Genomic DNA, 16285 nt, shown 5'->3' with positions numbered 1-16285 from the left:
CCTAATTAAAACCTTAGAAGTTGCTATTGACCAGTCAAAGCACCAATGGAGACATTATTAAAATGAATGTTCTATTTTTGAATGATTCCTCTTTGTTGCGTTATGGATTAGCTTCAGGTTTTTCCCCCTCAGATGAGATTCGTTATATTCCGGTGCATCAATCCGGTTGGGAAGGCAGTTTAACCGCGCTGCTTCGGACGTGGAAACCCAGTTTTGCTTTAGCAGAGGGTGTTTCGATTTCAACGGTGGCTCGAAAACTATTTCCTCTTTTACGCCGTCATAAACTTCCACTCGTCTATTGGGCTATCGATGATCCCCCAGATTGGCTTCGTATGTCCCGTCCTTTGGCACGCGGAGCCAGTCTGGTCCTTACTCCCGCCCAAGAGTGTCTTTCCCTTTATAAACGGGAAAAAATGCGCGCACGTTATTTTCACTTTGCCTGTAATCCAGCCTTCCACCGTCCAGTCACACCATCAGCAGAGTATTCTTGCGACTTACTTCTCGTTGCTAATTATTACACCTCGTATCCTCAAAGGAAAATAGGACTGGAAACAATCCTTACTCCCTTACGCTCTAAAGAGTTTCAATTAAAAGTTTTCGGTAACGAACACTGGTTAGTAAATACGGACCGTTATACGTTAGAACCCAATGTATATCAAGGATATCTGCCTTACGACCGATTACCCAGCGCTTATTCCTCAGCGAAGATCGTTCTAGGCTTACACTCTGTTATAGACTCTCTTACAATGATGAGCATGAGGACTTTTGAGACCTTAGGTTGTGGAGCCTTTTTCCTAACACACTGGACGCCAGCCCTTGAAAACTATTTTAAAAACCATGTCCATCTCGTCTGGAGCCGTCATCCAGATGAAACCTTAGAACTTGTGCGTTTTTACCTAAACCGCGAAGACCTCCGTCAAAAGATTGCTCGCCAGGGACAGGAAGAAGTGTACCGCAATCATACCTATCAGCACCGAATCCAGTCCGTTTACGAGTATCTTCAAAAGTTATAGCCTAAGTTATTAATTCCGCTGAATAGGCTAGATCCTAACTCCCTTTACCAGTCGGTAAACAAGTTCTCTATGGGGAGGATTTTGTATGAAAATACTTTTCCAGGCTCGTCCGGACTTTATGAAAAACCCTGCCGGAGATACCGTCCAAATAGTTTCGACCGGGCAAGCACTTAAAAACCTTGGCATTGAAGTGCATCTATCCGCCGATCCAAATGTCGAGCTTTCTTCTTATGACCTTGTTCATATTTTCAATATTACTCGTATTAAAGAGAGTTATATGTTTTTTCTAAATGCTCAAAAACAAGCAAAAAAAATTATTATATCTCCTATTTACTGGCCGCCTAACGCTTACCTTAAACGCGAAGGTGCCAATTCTAACGCACTAGCGGTTTGGAAACATATGCAGCCCATGCGATCACGTCTTTTAGGAGAATGTGATCTCCTACTACCAAATAGTCAGATCGAAATGGAGGTTCTTCGACAAGACTTTCTCAGACACGCGCCCTATCAGGTGACACCTAATGGATTTCCAGATTCATTTATGGGGGCCACTCCTGAGTTATTCCGAAAACAATTTCCTGATCTGCCGAAAGAATTTATCCTCTGCGCAGCACGAATATCTCCACGTAAAAATCAGCATTGGTTAGCAAAAATATGTGAGGAATTGGATCTCCCTCTTGTTCTCTTAGGACCCATTAATGACCAAAATTATTACAAGAATGTAAAAGACTTTTCAAACGTCACTCATATCGGTACTCTCCAAGGCGAACTTCTTGCTTCTGCTTATTCGGCAGCTAAAGTTCATGCCTTACCTAGTTGGTTTGAAACCCCAGGCTTATCCAGCTTAGAAGCCAGTGCCTGCGGAACAGTTGTCATCTCTACAGACCAAGGAAGTCCTAAGGAATATTTTCAGGATATGGCCCTTTATGTACGTCCACTCGATGACATGAGTTTACGTACTGCTCTAGAACAATCCTTTAATGCATCTCCAACACCTTTGATGCAGCACGTCCAGAAGCAGTATCCTTGGTCGAGAGTCGCTGAGATAACCTTAGAAGCCTATCATAAAGTCCTTGACCAAGGTCCTTAAATGTAACAGTGGGACTTTCGTGACAGATCTGACAAGGTTGACAAGGGGACGGGGTTATTGACAACATTAAGTTGTCAATAACCCCGTCCCCTTGTCAACCTATTAATTTTCTTTAATATGATTCAATGCCTTTTCTGCTAAGATTCTTAGATCATTTTTCATACGTTCTGCTTTTACACTAACATTTAAGAAATCAAGCACACCAACTACGGATCCACAACTGGTGCATTGTACGAAGAGTACAGCTCGAGTCGTTCCTTCAAGATTATTGGCGTGGACAACTTCAAATCGGTTGTTTCCACATTTTATGCAGCTGGATTGCGCCATATTAGCCCCTCCCTTTTAGATTACCCTTCTAGCATAATATTCTATGTCTATTAAAGGGTAATTGCTTCATCTTCATTTATGGTATCGATGGAGATAGTAATAATCCCCCATTCATTGTTGGGGGGTTACCTCTTGAAAGCAAGGAAGACCAGAATTTCTGGCCTTCCTTGCTTCGCTCTCTACAATTCACCCTGAAAAAAAACGTTTAGTGTAACTGCGCTCGCTGCATTCACTGCACTATAGTATACCCTTGCATACTTAAGAAATATTGAAGATACCAATGTGGTTAAAGAGTTTTGGTTAATAGTAACCGGACCAGCTTCGTCTAACCAATTTGTCCCATCCGGGCTGATCTGCATTGTTACCAGTGCTTGGGCGTTTTCTGCTAATGAGGCGTTGACTACTGCGAATGTCCAGGTTTCAACGCCTAGCACATTGTACGTTGTGTCCCCGCTTCCTGCTGTATCCGTAATATTTGCAAGAGTTGCAGATACATCAGTTGTAGCGCTGATAATGGAAAGTCCTGCGGAGGTAACAAGCAAACCGCCGGTCGGTGGGGTGATCGCCAAACCGGTTGACGTGATCGCTAAACCGTCTGTTGGTGGAGTAATCGCCAAACCACCTGTCGGTGGGGTAATCGCTAGTCCTTCTGCCGCTGCTGTTACTGTCAGGCCATTCGTCGGCGCAGTAATCGCTAACCCTGTTGACGTAATGGCTAGGCCGTCTGTCGGTGGAGTAATCGCCAAACCACCTGTCGGTGGGGTAATCGCCAGTCCTTCTGCCGCTGCCGTTACTGTCAGGCCATTCGTCGGCGCAGTAATCGCTAACCCTGTTGACGTAATGGCTAAGCCATTTGTCGGCGGAGTAATCGCCAAACCACCCGTCGGTGGGGTAATCGCCAGTCCTTCTGCCGCTGCGGTCACCGTCAGGCCATTCGTCGGTGCAGTAATCGCTAACCCTGTTGACGTAATGGCTAGACCGTCTGTCGGTGGAGTAATCGCCAAACCAGTCGAAGTGATCGTTAGGTTACCCGAAGAGTCTGTGTTTAATGCCTGATTATTACCCCCAAATATCTTGACCTTTGCCTGATCGGGGTTGTCTTGGAAAATTTTAAAATTCGCCATCCCTTTACTGTTCCCTTCCTTTCGCTGTAATCCATATTTATCCAGATTACATACTACAGCTTATTCTCTTTCTTGACGTAAAGTTTCAGTTTTTGTATGCATATATTATTAAAACGAGAAAGAGATGTGAGGCAAATAAGATATGGCGAAAAAGATCAGCTTGTGCATGATTGTAAAAAATGAAGGGGCAGCCCTAGGTCGGTGCTTAAATAGCGTATTTGGCATCGTTGATGAGATCATTGTCGTCGATACAGGGTCTACCGATTCTACGTGTAAAATCGCTCGCCAATATGGCGCTGTCATACATCATTTCCTTTGGAACGATAATTTCAGTGATGCTCGAAATGCCTCCTTGGCGCTCGCTCAGGGAGATTGGATTTTATTTTTAGATGCTGATGAAGAGTTATCGTCCGATAGTCGGAAAATCTTAACCCGCTTGATTCAAAACAACACGGCTGAAGGATACTTTGTCAAAATTGTTAATTACCTGGGAAAAGAGGGGTGGATTGAGTCTGTTCCTGACCTTGTGTTTCGGCTCTTCCGCAATAAAAAGGACTATCATTTCCGTGGTGCGATTCACGAACAGATCGCCGATGTCATTTTAGAGAAAAACCCCCGGGCTTGTTATCAGATAGCAGAAGATTTTGTGATCATCCATCACGGTTATTTAGATGAAGTTATAACAGAGAAGGATAAGAAACACCGCAACCTGATGTTAATAGAGAAAGAACTTGAGCAAAATCCTACAAATCGCTTGCTCCAATATCATTATGGCGTTGAACTATTTCGGGCTGAACGATATGCCGAAGCAGCCGGGGTCCTAATCCAGTCTGCAACCGACATTGATCCGAATACAATCTACTTTCCCAAACTCATACGCTATATTGTCATAGCCCAACAGTCTTCCGGTCAACTGCAAGAAGCACTTAATACTGCTAATCTAGGCCTCAAGTTCTTCCCTAACTATGCGGATCTTTACTACTATACCGGACTTATCTTGTTTGACTTAAAGCACTATTCTCAGGCACAAAATGCTTTTCTCCAGGCTCTGTCTATGCCTGAACAACCACCACAATACGCCTCCTTTGGCGGAGTCAGAGGTTTTAGATCCTATTATTATCTGGCCCAAATCGCTGAGATCTTTTTAGATGAAGAGGAGGCTCTTAAGTACTACCTCTATAGCCTTCGTGACAACACACGATTTACTCATGCTTTGGAACATCTTGTTCGTATTCTGAAGCCAGCTAAAGAACCTCTTTATACGATGGAATGCCTAGAAAAAGTCTGCGATTTCTGCACTTCGGAAGCTAATCTCCTTATGGGGGACATCTATTTTAGGTATGGAGCCTATGGGCTAGCCCTCCACTATTTAGATCAAGTTGAAGATGGCTTCCCTGCTTCATCCGATATTAAGCTTAGAAAAGGGATTTGTCTCATTCAGGAACGACGCTTCTTTGAATCCTTAAGACTTCTTGAAGATTTCCCTCTGGAAAGCCCCGAATATCCTATAGCCGCCGTTAATAGACTATTTTGCTTCTGGATTCAAAACAAATCCCAGAAAGTCCGCACCCTATGGCAAGCGCTTCATAACCTTGGCTTAGCACAAGATACGGAAAATGTAATTTCCCTCTTTTTAACTTATTCAGAAGAATCAGCACCTTCTTCAAACTTAGTTTTAGGACCAGAGGGGATGTTGCTATTGCTTGATATTGTCCAGCGTTTGGTCGCTCTGCAAGAAATCAAGCGCGCAATGTATTTCCTACAGGTTCTTCACCCCAATGCGTTAACAGAATATTGCATGAAGGTTGCTGGAATCTTTATAAACTATAGCGAGGAAAGCAGAGCTATTCCATTTTTACAAACAGCTATTGAAGCAAATCCATCCGTTGAAGCTCATTTCCAGCTTGCTGAGATATATTATCACCTGGGAAGGCATTCTGAAGCTGAACAACATTATAAACATGCTCTCCGATTGGACCCAGATACTCCCCGCTGTTATGTTCGTCTTATAGAACTCTACACCGCTTGGCGACAAACCATTTTAAATGAAGCCCTTGAAAAATACCCTGATAATAAGATTTTTAAGGAACTATCAGAGGAGGTTGCATCCAGCCATGAAGCGACGGATTAGCCTCACTATGATCGTAAAAAATGAATCCTTTCATCTGGTCAGCTGTCTGGAAAGTGTCAAAAACGACGTTGACGAAATAGTTATTGTCGATACAGGATCAACGGATGATACCGTCAACATTGCTCAGCGGTATACCTCAAAGGTATACTCCTTTCCTTGGCACAACGATTTCAGTGCCGCTAGAAACTTTGCTATTGAACAAGCTTCGGGGGATTGGATCTTAGCTCTGGATGCCGACGAAGAAGTTGAGTATCAAGATCAGAACAACCTTCATACCTTGCTGCAGAGAGAACAAGATAAAGAGGCATTCTTGCTTCCTCTTCTTAACCCCGTTTCAGATTCTACAGAAGAATATAATACGTTTTACGTGCTCAGGTTGTTTAGAAATAACGAGAGTTATAGGTATGTCGGTAAAATTCATGAACAGGTCTCCCTTCCAAATCAACAAAATGTTGGACTTGCCACAAGTCCTATCTTAAAGCATAAATCTCTGCCTCTGAAAGTACGTCATCAAAAAAGAAACCGGAACCTGGCCCTTCTAAAAAAAGCCGCTTATGAAGACCCCGATAACCTCTTTTTACATTATTATTTAGGGGTCGAGTGGCTCATGCTGGGTAAAGCAGGCTATGCTCTGCCTTTTCTAAAAAAAGCCTACAACAATCTAAGCGATGCTCACCTGCTTTTTCGTACTCCTGCACTAAAATATCTTCTCCTATCTCTTAAAGAGTTAGGTCAGCTCGACGAAGCTCTCTCCCTTTGCCTGGAAACGAGCTTACAATACCCGGACTTTACAGATCTTTTTTATCTGGGCGGACTTCTGTTGGAAGAAAAAGAAGAATACTATATTGCGCTGAAGTGGTTTGATAAAGCAATTACTTGTGGTACTCCCCCGGCATTGCTTAGCCATTCCACAGGCACAGAAAGTTTTTTAGCTTACTATCATTTAGGCTTCTGTTATGACAGAATCGGAAAGATTCCCGAAGCCAGAAATGCTTATGAGACTGCCCTTAAGCTCAACCCGAAATATCATTTCCCTCTCTATTCACTCTTTTTAAATTTGCTTAATGAAAAAGGTCCCACTTTTTGTTATCAACACTTAGACGCTCTTGGATTGCTAGAAATTCCCCTTAACTGCCTTACCTCGGCTGAGCTTTTTTTCCGCTCCAACCATGCAGATAAGGCCTTTTGCTGTTTAGAAACCTACAAAAATATTTTTCTAGATGATGAGGATTTCCCATTTTTTTATGGAAAGTACTGTATATATTCCGGCAGGCTTCAGACCGGCTTTAACTCCTTACTTCAGATTACGAAAAATAGCCCTTATTACAACTCTGCCCAAACCCTCTTAATAGTTTCATTAATTCTGCTCGGTAATTTATCAAAAGCTAAAACCTTAGCGATTAAGCTTTGGAAACATCCTGCGACTCGAGGAGAGGCTCACATTTTTCTATGGTTAATCCGATTTATGCAAAATCAAACTCTTCCCCCATCTCCACTAAAAATTCGCGAGAAGGAACTGCTTCCATGGGTTACTGAACTATTCCTAGATTATAAGCGTTATCAATCTCCGAAATTCTTTTCCAAATCCCTGATTGCCGCTTATGGCCTAGGCCTTGAAGCACTCATAAAAGCTACTGAAAAGGGGTTCCAGTGGCTTCTCAACGATTATGATCAACGTTTACAAGATGTCAAACTCAAATTTACTGCTAAATATGGAGATAGACGGTTGTTGGTCGAGTCATGAAGACTAAAGAAACTGTTAGCTTATGTATGATCGTCAAAAATGAAGAAGATTGTGTTTTAGCTGCAATCCGAAGCGTTCGAAATTTGACGGATGAACTCATCATTGTCGATACGGGAAGTACCGATAATACTAGAGAATTAGTTCTTGCCGCAGGAGTAAAGCTATTTCACCTGGAATGGACAAAAGACTTCTCTGCCGCCAGAAACTTCGCTCTAGAACAAGCTGCTTCGAATTGGATTATTGTCCTTGATGCTGACGAAGTTCTTGAAACAATCGACCCTCAGGCTTTCTATGAACTCTTAACCGACAGCCAAGTTGAAGGATATTTTCTGCGTATCAAAAATTATCTTGATTCGACAATAAGCGAATCCTGTGATCAGGTTGTACGCTTATTTCGAAATAGACTTGATTATCGATTTGAGGGAGCCATTCATGAACAAGTAGCCCCTTCGATTCTTAAAGCTAATAATGGCGGCGGTTTAGCCTCAGTTCCAATCACAATTCATCACTACGGTTATCTTAGAGATTGTTTAAATTCTAAAGAAAAATTTTCTCGAAACAGCGAAATCATTACGCAGGAACTCAAACTGAATCCAGACAATCCTTTCCTGCTCTACTGCCTGGGGCTGGAATATTATCAACAAGACTCTATCCTTGAGGGCTTAAATCACTTAAAAAAGGCCTTAACACGTATGTCAGGGAATGAAGGGTACTTTGAAGACGCTCTTCTGAGTATCGCTCTTGGCTATCTCCGACTTGAAAAAAGCGACCTATTAATTGATTTTTTAGGTAAGGCTTTAAGTATGTACCCAGGTCAAGCGGATTTCTTTTGTCTCCGTGGATTTGCTTACTTTCAACAATCAAACTACTGTCAAGCGGTTGCGGACTTCGAACGGGCACTGGGTATCGGAACCATTCAATTAACGACCGTTTACCAGGTAAATTGTCTCCTTGGCGACGCCTACCAAGCTTCCGGCAATTATCCCCAAGCTCAAGATGCTTACACCAGAGCCCTCGCATACACGCCCTTTTCTGCTTATCCTTTACATCAGTTGATAAGCCTGATTCGAAAAGGCTATCCCATAGAATGTTTATTAGAACGTGCATTGTTTGGCGAGAGCTGGCCGAACTCCGAATCCTGGCAAGAAATGCTTACTAGTTTAAAAAGTATCAACTTAGAACTCTACCTTGTTATACTCGTATTGGCCCTCTATCGAACGTTCAATACCAGTTCTTTTTGTGATCAGGAGCTCCTAGAAACTATCAGCCATTTTCTCAAGGTTTTGGAGAGAAGGATAACGGAATCCGATGATATGACCCAAAACATCGCCTGTCAATGCTTGACACTAGCGCTTAAAGAAATTCGGTTATGTAGTATGGCCTTGATGAAAGACATGGAAAACGCTCATTTCGTTATCAAACATCGAGTTAATCGCACACTTAAAAATACATTTTCTATTCTTTGTCACTTAGTAGATCAGAGTGAACTTGTTCAAATAAAGTTGAATATCTAGTCCTTGGTGTGGGAGCCTACCTCTTCGCCGCTAAGGGTCCAATTAGGAAAGACAGCTTCAGCAAAGCTCTCCACAGGAGAATTTGGTACCAGAGACTATCGTCACTGAAGCAAGAAGGCCGGGTATTACTTGAGTCAAATTAATTTTCATGGAAGGGGCTAACAAATCATGAGTTGTCGTGTTCTCTTGGCCAGTCCTGTCAAACAACATGAAAGAATCCTTGCTGAATTCCTGGATTCACTTATTCGCTTAGAAACAAACCAAGTGAAGCTTGATTTTAGCTTTATAGATGATCATAATGACCATACTCTGCTCTCTCGCTTTGCCCTTGAGCATCCTAATGTCCGAGTTTTTTCAGGTGAGGGTAAGGCAGATTACCTTTGTGACGAGACAACCCACTATTGGCGAGAGGATCTAATCTGGAAAGTAGCTCGTTATAAGGATGATTTTATTAAACTGGCCCTCGATGAAGGGTACGATTATCTTTTTCTCGTGGACTCAGATCTCTACCTAGATCCTAAAACTCTGATCCATCTACTTTCACTTAAAAAAGATATCGTATCTGAAGTCTTTTGGACGCAATGGAAACCTGAGCTTATTCCACTACCCCAAGTGTGGATGGAGGATCAATATACTCTTTATAAATCGAGAAGAGAGCTCCTGGATGAAACCGAAATAACTAAAAAAACCCAAGAATTTCTTCAAATGCTCTCTCAACCAGGGACCTATAAAGTCGGCGGATTAGGGGCCTGTACCCTTATTAGTCGGCAATCTCTAAGACGAGGAGTATCTTTTGAAGAAATATATAACCTGGGATTTACTGGAGAAGACCGCCATTTCTGTATACGAGCTGCGGCATTGGGGCTAGAGCTTTATGCCGATACTCATTACCCACCTTTTCATATCTATCGAGAATCGGAGCTTGATAAACTGCGAGAGTACAAAGAAAACCTGACTTATACCAAAGGAAACATTTCACTTGAACAATCTGACTTACCCCTTTTTGATCGATCTCAAATACACTCTAAACCGAGCCTGATTCCAGGCAGAATTACCCTTGCGATGTTAGTCCATAATGAATCCGGCCGCTACCTGGAGCGGGTTTTAACACAGGCCGTTGAGTATATTGACGAAGCTGTTATATTAGACGATGCCAGCGAGGACAATACTATAGAGTTATGCCAAGAAATCCTAAAAGGACTCCCCTTAACACTCCACGCCAACCATGAACCCCAGTTTCATAACGAAATACTCCTTCGTAAACATCTCTGGGAAATGGCCACAAATACCTCTTCGGAATGGATTATAATTTTAGACGCTGATGAGATGTTCGAAGACGATGGTCCTAAACAACTACGTGAGTTATTTACTCACGCTTCAGATATTGATTACATTAGTTTTCGTCTTTTTGATTTATGGACAGAAAGGCTCTACCGAGAGGATTCCTATTGGCAAGCCCACAAATGGTATCGTCCCTTTATCGTCCGCAATATTCCTGGCTTTCAAGCTAAATGGCAAGAAACCCCCCAACACTGCGGGAGGTTTCCTAAAAATATTACTGACCTGCGCGGAGGGACCAGTCCTCTTAGAATCAAACATCTTGGCTGGCTCAGCCCCCAAGACCGCTTGGAGAAGTATTACCGATATAAACGGCTTGATCCCAACGGCATCTATGGCAGTTTGGAACAATATCACTCGATCTTGGACCCTAGCCCGAACTTAATGGAATGGGAATGACTATAAAGCGCCTATGCTAGACCCGTGGTCCTGAAAAAGAGACACTACCCTAACGTCTTTTTACTCTTGCTAAAAGAATGAAAAAAATCATGAGCAAAATTTGCTCCCTTTCCTATTACAAGTCCTGTGATTACTATCCCTATCGAAGGATTGGAAATCTTAACATCCAGAAGTTCTAAGGCATTAATGCCGCTCTGAAATGCGAGGATTATTCCACACGCTAAGCTCAATACTTCTAAAGTAAGTGGCCTAAACTTATCGGGGAAAACCGGAATTGCATACACAATATCTTTAAAGATCTCAACGACCTTCTCAACTACTACTGCTAATAAAAAGATCAAAGCAAGCCCGTCCATGCCAACCTCCCCTTTGCAGATCAAACTTTTCCTTTATTATTCCAATATATTCCATACGCAAGGGGACGGTTCTCTTGTTTCCTTTAAGCCCAGGTAACTAGGAACTTTTTTTGTCACTCGCATAGTTCCTACCCCTGACCTTGAAACCAAACAATGAGAGAGTTAGGCGATTGTGATCGATATATCAAGCGTACATAACGTAGAAAGCGATTCGGAGTAAAAACTGCTAGATTTCCGGGGAATATCACACATTCTAAATCATCCGCTGTCCAGATTGCTCCGTCCGGGCTAATTTGTAATTGAACCACGACTTCTTCTGCTCCAGTATTATGAACTGCATAGGAGTAGGCACTTACCTCTGAAACATCTTTAGGAATGGTTGCAACAGCTACATTTGACGAAGTCACTGATTCAACACTTTGCACATACTTTCTTCCTGCCATCTTAACTTGTATTAAACCATCTAAGGTTGACTCAATGGAATTCCCATTACTACCGTAAATTTTTATACCATCACGGGTGGGAGTTAAATCTCGCAAATTTGTTTCAGTTGAAGTTCTTACATCAACAGGTATCGGAATTGGACTAACAAGTCTTACCGAAACTGGTGCTTGTATCTTTCCTATGGAATCGATATGCCGAACATATAGCTGTCCTTTTTCATCAAGCCGTAATTCTCGCCTAGGGTAGAGCCTCCGTCCTTGAATTTCGTGAATAGTTATAACTCCCTCGCCGAGAATCCCAATCTCAACCCGAATTCCAGTTACACCGGTCGGTGTGGAAAAAACCCGAATATATTCCTCTGGTTCTGAGCCTGGTCGCACGGTAAATAAATACTGGCTTACGGCACCTAGATATATTCGAATATAGCAAAGAATCTCCGTTGGTTCCGCTTGAAGGACCACTCGAAATTCCCATCGTTGTCCCTCTCCGGCAGGCACCACAACATCATTTTCAAGAATAATCCCCGCTCTCGGTCCCGATGGATGCATGATTCTAATAGCTCTGGGACCATCCGGCAAGCCGATCCACTCCCACTTCGTTGCTTTATCTCCTCCAACAGTAGCCCATCCATCCGGAAAGTCTGGATTACCTTCCTGCCACAAAAGGAAATGACTATTATAGACTTGATTTATATCAGTCATTTCCAACCCACCTTAAAAACGTTTTTAGTTGTCAATTAAATCTATGCATATGATATATTATGTTAATAGCATCAATTTTGAGCTTGAACCCAAATTCGTAATCTAGTCGAATTCTCTGACCAGAAGCTTAATCTTGTGTAACGTAAAAATTTAGTTGGGGTAATAAGAATTAATTTCCCTAGATTAACATCATGTGTAGTTCCCTCTTCTGCCCAGTGAACGCCATCAGGGCTAAGCTCTGCTTGTGCGTATGCAGGTTGGCTGCCGACATTTAAAACCGCAAAGGAACAACGAGTAAGCCCCGAAATGTCGCGGGTAATCGTTGAGGCTATAGTTTCACTAGCCGTAACATCTTCAAGACTTTCATAAAACCCATGCCCGCTAATTTCCATTTGCACTCGACCACATACTGAAGTCGCTATGGGAACTTGATGACTTCCAAATATCTGTACTTTGTCTCGAATCGGCGTCAGATTTCGAACATCAGCATTTACATTTGCTTGAACGTTTACCGGTATCTTAAGGGGAATTGGGTCAGCAAGCTGAATTGGCTTAATTATTTCTCCAATTGTCTGTATAGAATTAATACGGCAGGGCTTTTGTTTAACCTTTTTCACACGCCTTTTCATACAGTTCGGAAACAATGAATATCCTATTATCTTGTATATATCCAAAGATCCTGGTCCAATAATTCCAGTTTCTAAACGCAAGAAATCCACATCAGATCCGGCACTAATGACCTGCTTTATCTGTTCTCGCTCTAACCCTAGTCCAAAGCAATATTCCCAAGGCTTGGATACTTCTCCTTTTGAAGAAATTGGGTAAATACGTAAATAAGCCTGAATGTTAGCCCTATCACCTCTTAGGGTAGTTTTAATGAGCCATTCCCTGACATTTCCAACGTTGAGAGCCGCCTCAGGCACCTGGATAATTCCCGCTCGTAGGGCAGTTGTATTACTAATCTCCAGAAATGGGCCTTCCCGAGGTTCCTGCTTAAAACTCCAACTAGATTGTTTATTTCCCCCGATTTCGCACCAGGCGTCTGGAAAACTTTCCTGAAAGTTGCTTTTTCTTAGAAAATCGCCGTTAGGTACTCTATTGAATGTGCCCTTTATAGTTTTTTTCATCTTAAGGTCCCTCCCACACTTGGACAGTTAATAAAGTACATTCAACTTATCCTATCTGTCAACACCTAAAAATATCACTAACTAGACAACCTTATAAAGACAAAAATCTTAACCCTCCGACAAATTGGAGATTGAATGGAAAAACAAAGTTCTTCAATAACAATGAGTCTTAAATATTTAGGGAAATGTCATTTCTTTCTTTTTATTTTCTATAAACGGCTATCTTCTTCTTATTTTTAGAATTTATTTAAAAAGGGGAATTATTTCGCTCTAAGTTGAGTGGTATTAATGAATTAACTGCTTTTATTAAAAATTCCTAAAAACTGGGCATTGATTCCTCCCTCAATTCGTGCTAAATTTGTATCATACAAGTTATATAAAAGAAATTTAAGACATTAGCGCAAAAACTTAAACCTCCCGACGGGGAGGTTTCTTTTTTTACTTTTATAAAGGAAAAGGAAGAGACTAAATCTTGATATATCTCTTCCTTTTAAAGCCTATTATTTTATAGGTTAAGCATTATCTTCAAACTTCATATCGTTTTTAAATATTGGTAGACTGCCACATTAATATACTCATTAAGCATTAATCGGCAGTAGTTTCACACTTCCCCAAACCGCTAGTCGGTCGTCCTTGATAACCAGAATCCCTGTGACTCCGTTAATCTGAGAAGCAAATTCAATGGCTCCTTCTAAATCTTCCACTGTCTGAACAAGGTTCCCAGTTGCTGTGGCTACTGCATCCGCTAAGGGGACCGAGGAGGAGAGTATAACTACAGCGTCCGCTTTTCCAAAACTCAAAGAATGACCCACTTTGCCAGAAGAAGTACAAATTCCAAGGGGAGTCTGATTCGGTCTGACCTCAATTGCCACACGATTTGATAGTGGTGATTCTCCTGCAAAAATCCCAACCTTGCGAATCCGAGTTGTACGCACAAAGATATCCCCACCGTTTTCCACGATTACATCTCGCGAACGCTTGGCGACAGATTTTCCAACCCACTCTGCTACCGCCCCAGCAACCGCTGCCATTGGCCCAACTCCAGCCAGACGCCCAGCTTCCGCCATAGTCTGGACAATTCCAGGAGCATCTGGTAACACGGGGTAGGGGGTTAAAGCGGTTAAAAAAGCCTGATCCTTTTGAATATAGTCTTCCAGGGGTTTACGACAGGCCTGAATCGTCTCGGCTACCCACTCAACCAATTCAGGGGAGAATCGTTCTTTCCGAACCCCAATATCCAGATCTGTTTCCTTCACAACAAGCTGAAAATGAACTAAATCCTCTTGGCGATGATTCTGCCGATAACTCCGTTCTATATAATCCAATTACAGACGAACCTCCATAGCCCACATTGGGCAGACCTTCACACAAAGCTGGCAAAATACACACTGGTCTCCATCAAAACCTACTTCCATAGATGGGCGTTTCATATATAAAGCACCGGTTGGGCAAGCCCCTGTGCACGCTCCACACATGACACATTTATCTTCATTGCGAACGATTTCTTGATTAAGGGCCTGAACTGATACTCCTAGATCTCGCAAATAGTTTAGCCCATTTTCACTTTGATCTCCGGTAACCTCTAAGATCATTGTACCTTCTTTTTGAGGGTTGACGTCCGCTTTCACGATATTAACCACTAGATCGTAATCTTTAACCAAGCGATAAACTATAGGCTTAACCGAGATGTCTGTCCCAAAACGCAAAACAATTCTTTTCGGCGACACTTTAATCAATCCTCCTTTATACTGTGAGCGATAAAACCATCAGCAGGTGAAGGAAGAGTTTTAACCGGTTCTGTCAACTGAAACTCTCCTTTTTGAATCCACCCTTTTAAGGTAGCGGCAACCTCCCGGGCCCGCGGCAAACTCGACAATGGAGCCGTGGGCACTTCCTTACCATTGACGGCAATCTTCCCGCTCCTGAGATCTGCATAACTGACATATCCCAGATTCCCCGGTGTAAACGAAGGATATGCTTCGCCATAGTCGACGATAGGGGCAAACAGCTCTTCATCCTTCTTAGCAGCATAGCGAGCGATTTCCTCATTTAGAATGGGGATAGGTATGCCAATTCCAACACTGAGCGTTGCACCATATCCCAGATAGCTGGTACCAACAAGCCAGCGAGGGCTCATTTGTTTTAAGTCCCCTGTGAGGGCAAGTGTCCCCCCTGCACTGCCGAGTTCTTTGCCCTCTACATCAATCATAGATGGGAAATGCTGGGTTCCGTTCCAGGCAACATAGCCAATCCCACCGCCAAGGAATATTTTGGTTCCCACTCCGATTGTTTTAAAGTGCGGATCTTTTAAAAGCGGGCTCAGCTGCCCTGCCGTGGAAAAATTGGCATTTCCTAAATGAGGTTTAATCATTCCCATATACGTATATATCGTGCGATTGGTCAGATTTACGGCACAATTGTAATTTTGATAGGCATTGCGAGGATTAAAGAGAATTGCCTCATTGATCTCATCTAACGTAATGGTCGTTTCAAGGCTTCGACGGGGATAACAGTCTGTACCATAGCCTAACGCTTTGAGTTTAACCGGTTTGCGTGCGACGAGGTCAGAAATGACATGCCCGCCCCCATATCTGAATTCACCCGGATAATTGCTGTTTAACGGATCATCTTCATGCATCTCAGTCGCACCGATATAGGCATCAACTGCTGCTATTCCTGTATAAGCAGCGACCCCGTTCAGCCAAACTTTCTGCATTTTCATCCGCGGCTTTGTATGACCAAAACTCAAAAAGGCACCTGAAGAACACATTGGCGCGAACGTGCCTGTCGTAACCACATCAACCTCTTGGGCTGCTTTGGAGAGACCTTTTTCCTCCACAATAGCAATAAGCTCTTCGGCTGTCACAACAACTGCTTTACCAGCTTTGATCTTAGAATTAATTTCCGCATACGTCTTTTCTACACTCATGACTCCACCTCCAGATTTGTTACACCTTCTGCACCTAAATTCCGCCAA

Annotated in this window: 14 protein-coding genes; 6 read left to right on the top strand and 8 right to left on the bottom strand. The window is 42.6% G+C overall.

The genetic code is table 11. The features are described 5' to 3' along the window. Positions 1 to 62: 62 nt before the first annotated feature. The gene (locus DESYODRAFT_RS01710) at positions 63 to 1013 is read left to right on the top strand and encodes a CgeB family protein (RefSeq protein WP_007778631.1); all 951 of its coding nucleotides are present in this window, start codon (positions 63 to 65) and stop codon (positions 1011 to 1013) included. Positions 1014 to 1098: 85 nt separating this feature from the next. After that, entirely contained in the window at positions 1099 to 2103 is a 1005-nt protein-coding gene (locus DESYODRAFT_RS01705) for a glycosyltransferase family 4 protein (protein WP_007778629.1), read from the top strand. A gap of 102 nt (positions 2104 to 2205) precedes the next feature. Here the strand turns inward: DESYODRAFT_RS01705 and DESYODRAFT_RS01700 are convergent, their stop codons facing one another. Both DESYODRAFT_RS01700 and DESYODRAFT_RS01695 read right to left on the bottom strand, forming a co-directional pair. Next, entirely contained in the window at positions 2206 to 2430 is a 225-nt protein-coding gene (locus tag DESYODRAFT_RS01700) for a hypothetical protein (protein WP_007778625.1), read from the bottom strand. A 179-nt stretch (positions 2431 to 2609) separates the two neighbouring features. After that, positions 2610 to 3554: a DUF6385 domain-containing protein gene (locus tag DESYODRAFT_RS01695; RefSeq protein WP_007778622.1), complete on the bottom strand. Its 945-nt coding sequence runs from the start codon at positions 3552 to 3554 to the stop codon at positions 2610 to 2612. Between the two features lie 142 nt (positions 3555 to 3696). On the opposite strand from DESYODRAFT_RS01695, the gene DESYODRAFT_RS01690 reads away from it, so the two are divergent. From DESYODRAFT_RS01690 to DESYODRAFT_RS01675, 4 genes are all read left to right on the top strand, one after another. Continuing rightward, complete coding sequence (locus DESYODRAFT_RS01690; protein ID WP_007778617.1) at positions 3697 to 5685, top strand: TPR domain-containing glycosyltransferase; 1989 nt, start codon at positions 3697 to 3699, stop codon at positions 5683 to 5685. Then, on the top strand, positions 5669 to 7429 hold the full coding sequence (locus tag DESYODRAFT_RS01685; protein WP_007778614.1) for a glycosyltransferase: 1761 nt from the start codon (positions 5669 to 5671) through the stop codon (positions 7427 to 7429). The genes DESYODRAFT_RS01690 and DESYODRAFT_RS01685 overlap by 17 nt, the downstream gene beginning before the upstream one ends. After that, complete coding sequence (locus DESYODRAFT_RS01680; protein ID WP_007778611.1) at positions 7426 to 8943, top strand: glycosyltransferase; 1518 nt, start codon at positions 7426 to 7428, stop codon at positions 8941 to 8943. The genes DESYODRAFT_RS01685 and DESYODRAFT_RS01680 overlap by 4 nt, the downstream gene beginning before the upstream one ends. 168 nt (positions 8944 to 9111) lie before the next feature. Next, positions 9112 to 10680, top strand: a complete 1569-nt coding sequence (locus tag DESYODRAFT_RS01675) for a glycosyltransferase (RefSeq protein WP_007778609.1) — start codon at positions 9112 to 9114, stop codon at positions 10678 to 10680. Between the two features lie 44 nt (positions 10681 to 10724). Here the strand turns inward: DESYODRAFT_RS01675 and DESYODRAFT_RS01670 are convergent, their stop codons facing one another. The 6 genes from DESYODRAFT_RS01670 to DESYODRAFT_RS01645 form a co-directional block, all read right to left on the bottom strand. Further along, complete coding sequence (locus DESYODRAFT_RS01670; protein WP_007778607.1) at positions 10725 to 11036, bottom strand: hypothetical protein; 312 nt, start codon at positions 11034 to 11036, stop codon at positions 10725 to 10727. Between the two features lie 128 nt (positions 11037 to 11164). Then, positions 11165 to 12181 (bottom strand): DUF6385 domain-containing protein, encoded by a 1017-nt coding sequence (locus DESYODRAFT_RS01665; protein WP_007778602.1) that lies wholly within the window; start codon positions 12179 to 12181, stop codon positions 11165 to 11167. Positions 12182 to 12252: 71 nt separating this feature from the next. After that, the gene (locus DESYODRAFT_RS01660) at positions 12253 to 13308 is read right to left on the bottom strand and encodes a DUF6385 domain-containing protein (RefSeq protein ID WP_007778600.1); all 1056 of its coding nucleotides are present in this window, start codon (positions 13306 to 13308) and stop codon (positions 12253 to 12255) included. Between the two features lie 578 nt (positions 13309 to 13886). Then, positions 13887 to 14633 (bottom strand): UPF0280 family protein, encoded by a 747-nt coding sequence (locus DESYODRAFT_RS01655; protein ID WP_007778598.1) that lies wholly within the window; start codon positions 14631 to 14633, stop codon positions 13887 to 13889. Beyond that, positions 14634 to 15035: an NIL domain-containing protein gene (locus DESYODRAFT_RS01650; protein WP_007778596.1), complete on the bottom strand. Its 402-nt coding sequence runs from the start codon at positions 15033 to 15035 to the stop codon at positions 14634 to 14636. It abuts the gene before it with no gap. Positions 15036 to 15040: 5 nt separating this feature from the next. Next, positions 15041 to 16237, bottom strand: coding sequence for a homocysteine biosynthesis protein (locus DESYODRAFT_RS01645; RefSeq protein WP_007778593.1), 1197 nt, complete (start codon positions 16235 to 16237; stop codon positions 15041 to 15043). Between the last annotated feature and the right edge of the window lie 48 nt (positions 16238 to 16285).

The organism is Desulfosporosinus youngiae DSM 17734, assembly GCF_000244895.1.
GTDB lineage: Bacteria > Bacillota > Desulfitobacteriia > Desulfitobacteriales > Desulfitobacteriaceae > Desulfosporosinus > Desulfosporosinus youngiae.
This window is presented reverse-complemented; position numbering and strand designations above follow the sequence as displayed.

What these genes read in the sequence shown, in the direction of transcription:
- DESYODRAFT_RS01705 (WP_007778629.1), top strand. Translation starts at nt 1,099, where the DNA reads ATGAAAATACTTTTCCAGGCTCGTCCGGACTTTATGAAAAACCCTGCC.
- DESYODRAFT_RS01660 (WP_007778600.1), bottom strand. Translation starts at nt 13,308, where the DNA reads ATGAAAAAAACTATAAAGGGCACATTCAATAGAGTACCTAACGGCGAT.
- DESYODRAFT_RS01690 (WP_007778617.1), top strand. Translation starts at nt 3,697, where the DNA reads ATGGCGAAAAAGATCAGCTTGTGCATGATTGTAAAAAATGAAGGGGCA.
- DESYODRAFT_RS01645 (WP_007778593.1), bottom strand. Translation starts at nt 16,237, where the DNA reads ATGAGTGTAGAAAAGACGTATGCGGAAATTAATTCTAAGATCAAAGCT.
- DESYODRAFT_RS01670 (WP_007778607.1), bottom strand. Translation starts at nt 11,036, where the DNA reads ATGGACGGGCTTGCTTTGATCTTTTTATTAGCAGTAGTAGTTGAGAAG.
- DESYODRAFT_RS01680 (WP_007778611.1), top strand. Translation starts at nt 7,426, where the DNA reads ATGAAGACTAAAGAAACTGTTAGCTTATGTATGATCGTCAAAAATGAA.
- DESYODRAFT_RS01685 (WP_007778614.1), top strand. Translation starts at nt 5,669, where the DNA reads ATGAAGCGACGGATTAGCCTCACTATGATCGTAAAAAATGAATCCTTT.
- DESYODRAFT_RS01675 (WP_007778609.1), top strand. Translation starts at nt 9,112, where the DNA reads ATGAGTTGTCGTGTTCTCTTGGCCAGTCCTGTCAAACAACATGAAAGA.
- DESYODRAFT_RS01695 (WP_007778622.1), bottom strand. Translation starts at nt 3,554, where the DNA reads ATGGCGAATTTTAAAATTTTCCAAGACAACCCCGATCAGGCAAAGGTC.
- DESYODRAFT_RS01710 (WP_007778631.1), top strand. Translation starts at nt 63, where the DNA reads ATGAATGTTCTATTTTTGAATGATTCCTCTTTGTTGCGTTATGGATTA.
- DESYODRAFT_RS01665 (WP_007778602.1), bottom strand. Translation starts at nt 12,181, where the DNA reads ATGACTGATATAAATCAAGTCTATAATAGTCATTTCCTTTTGTGGCAG.
- DESYODRAFT_RS01700 (WP_007778625.1), bottom strand. Translation starts at nt 2,430, where the DNA reads ATGGCGCAATCCAGCTGCATAAAATGTGGAAACAACCGATTTGAAGTT.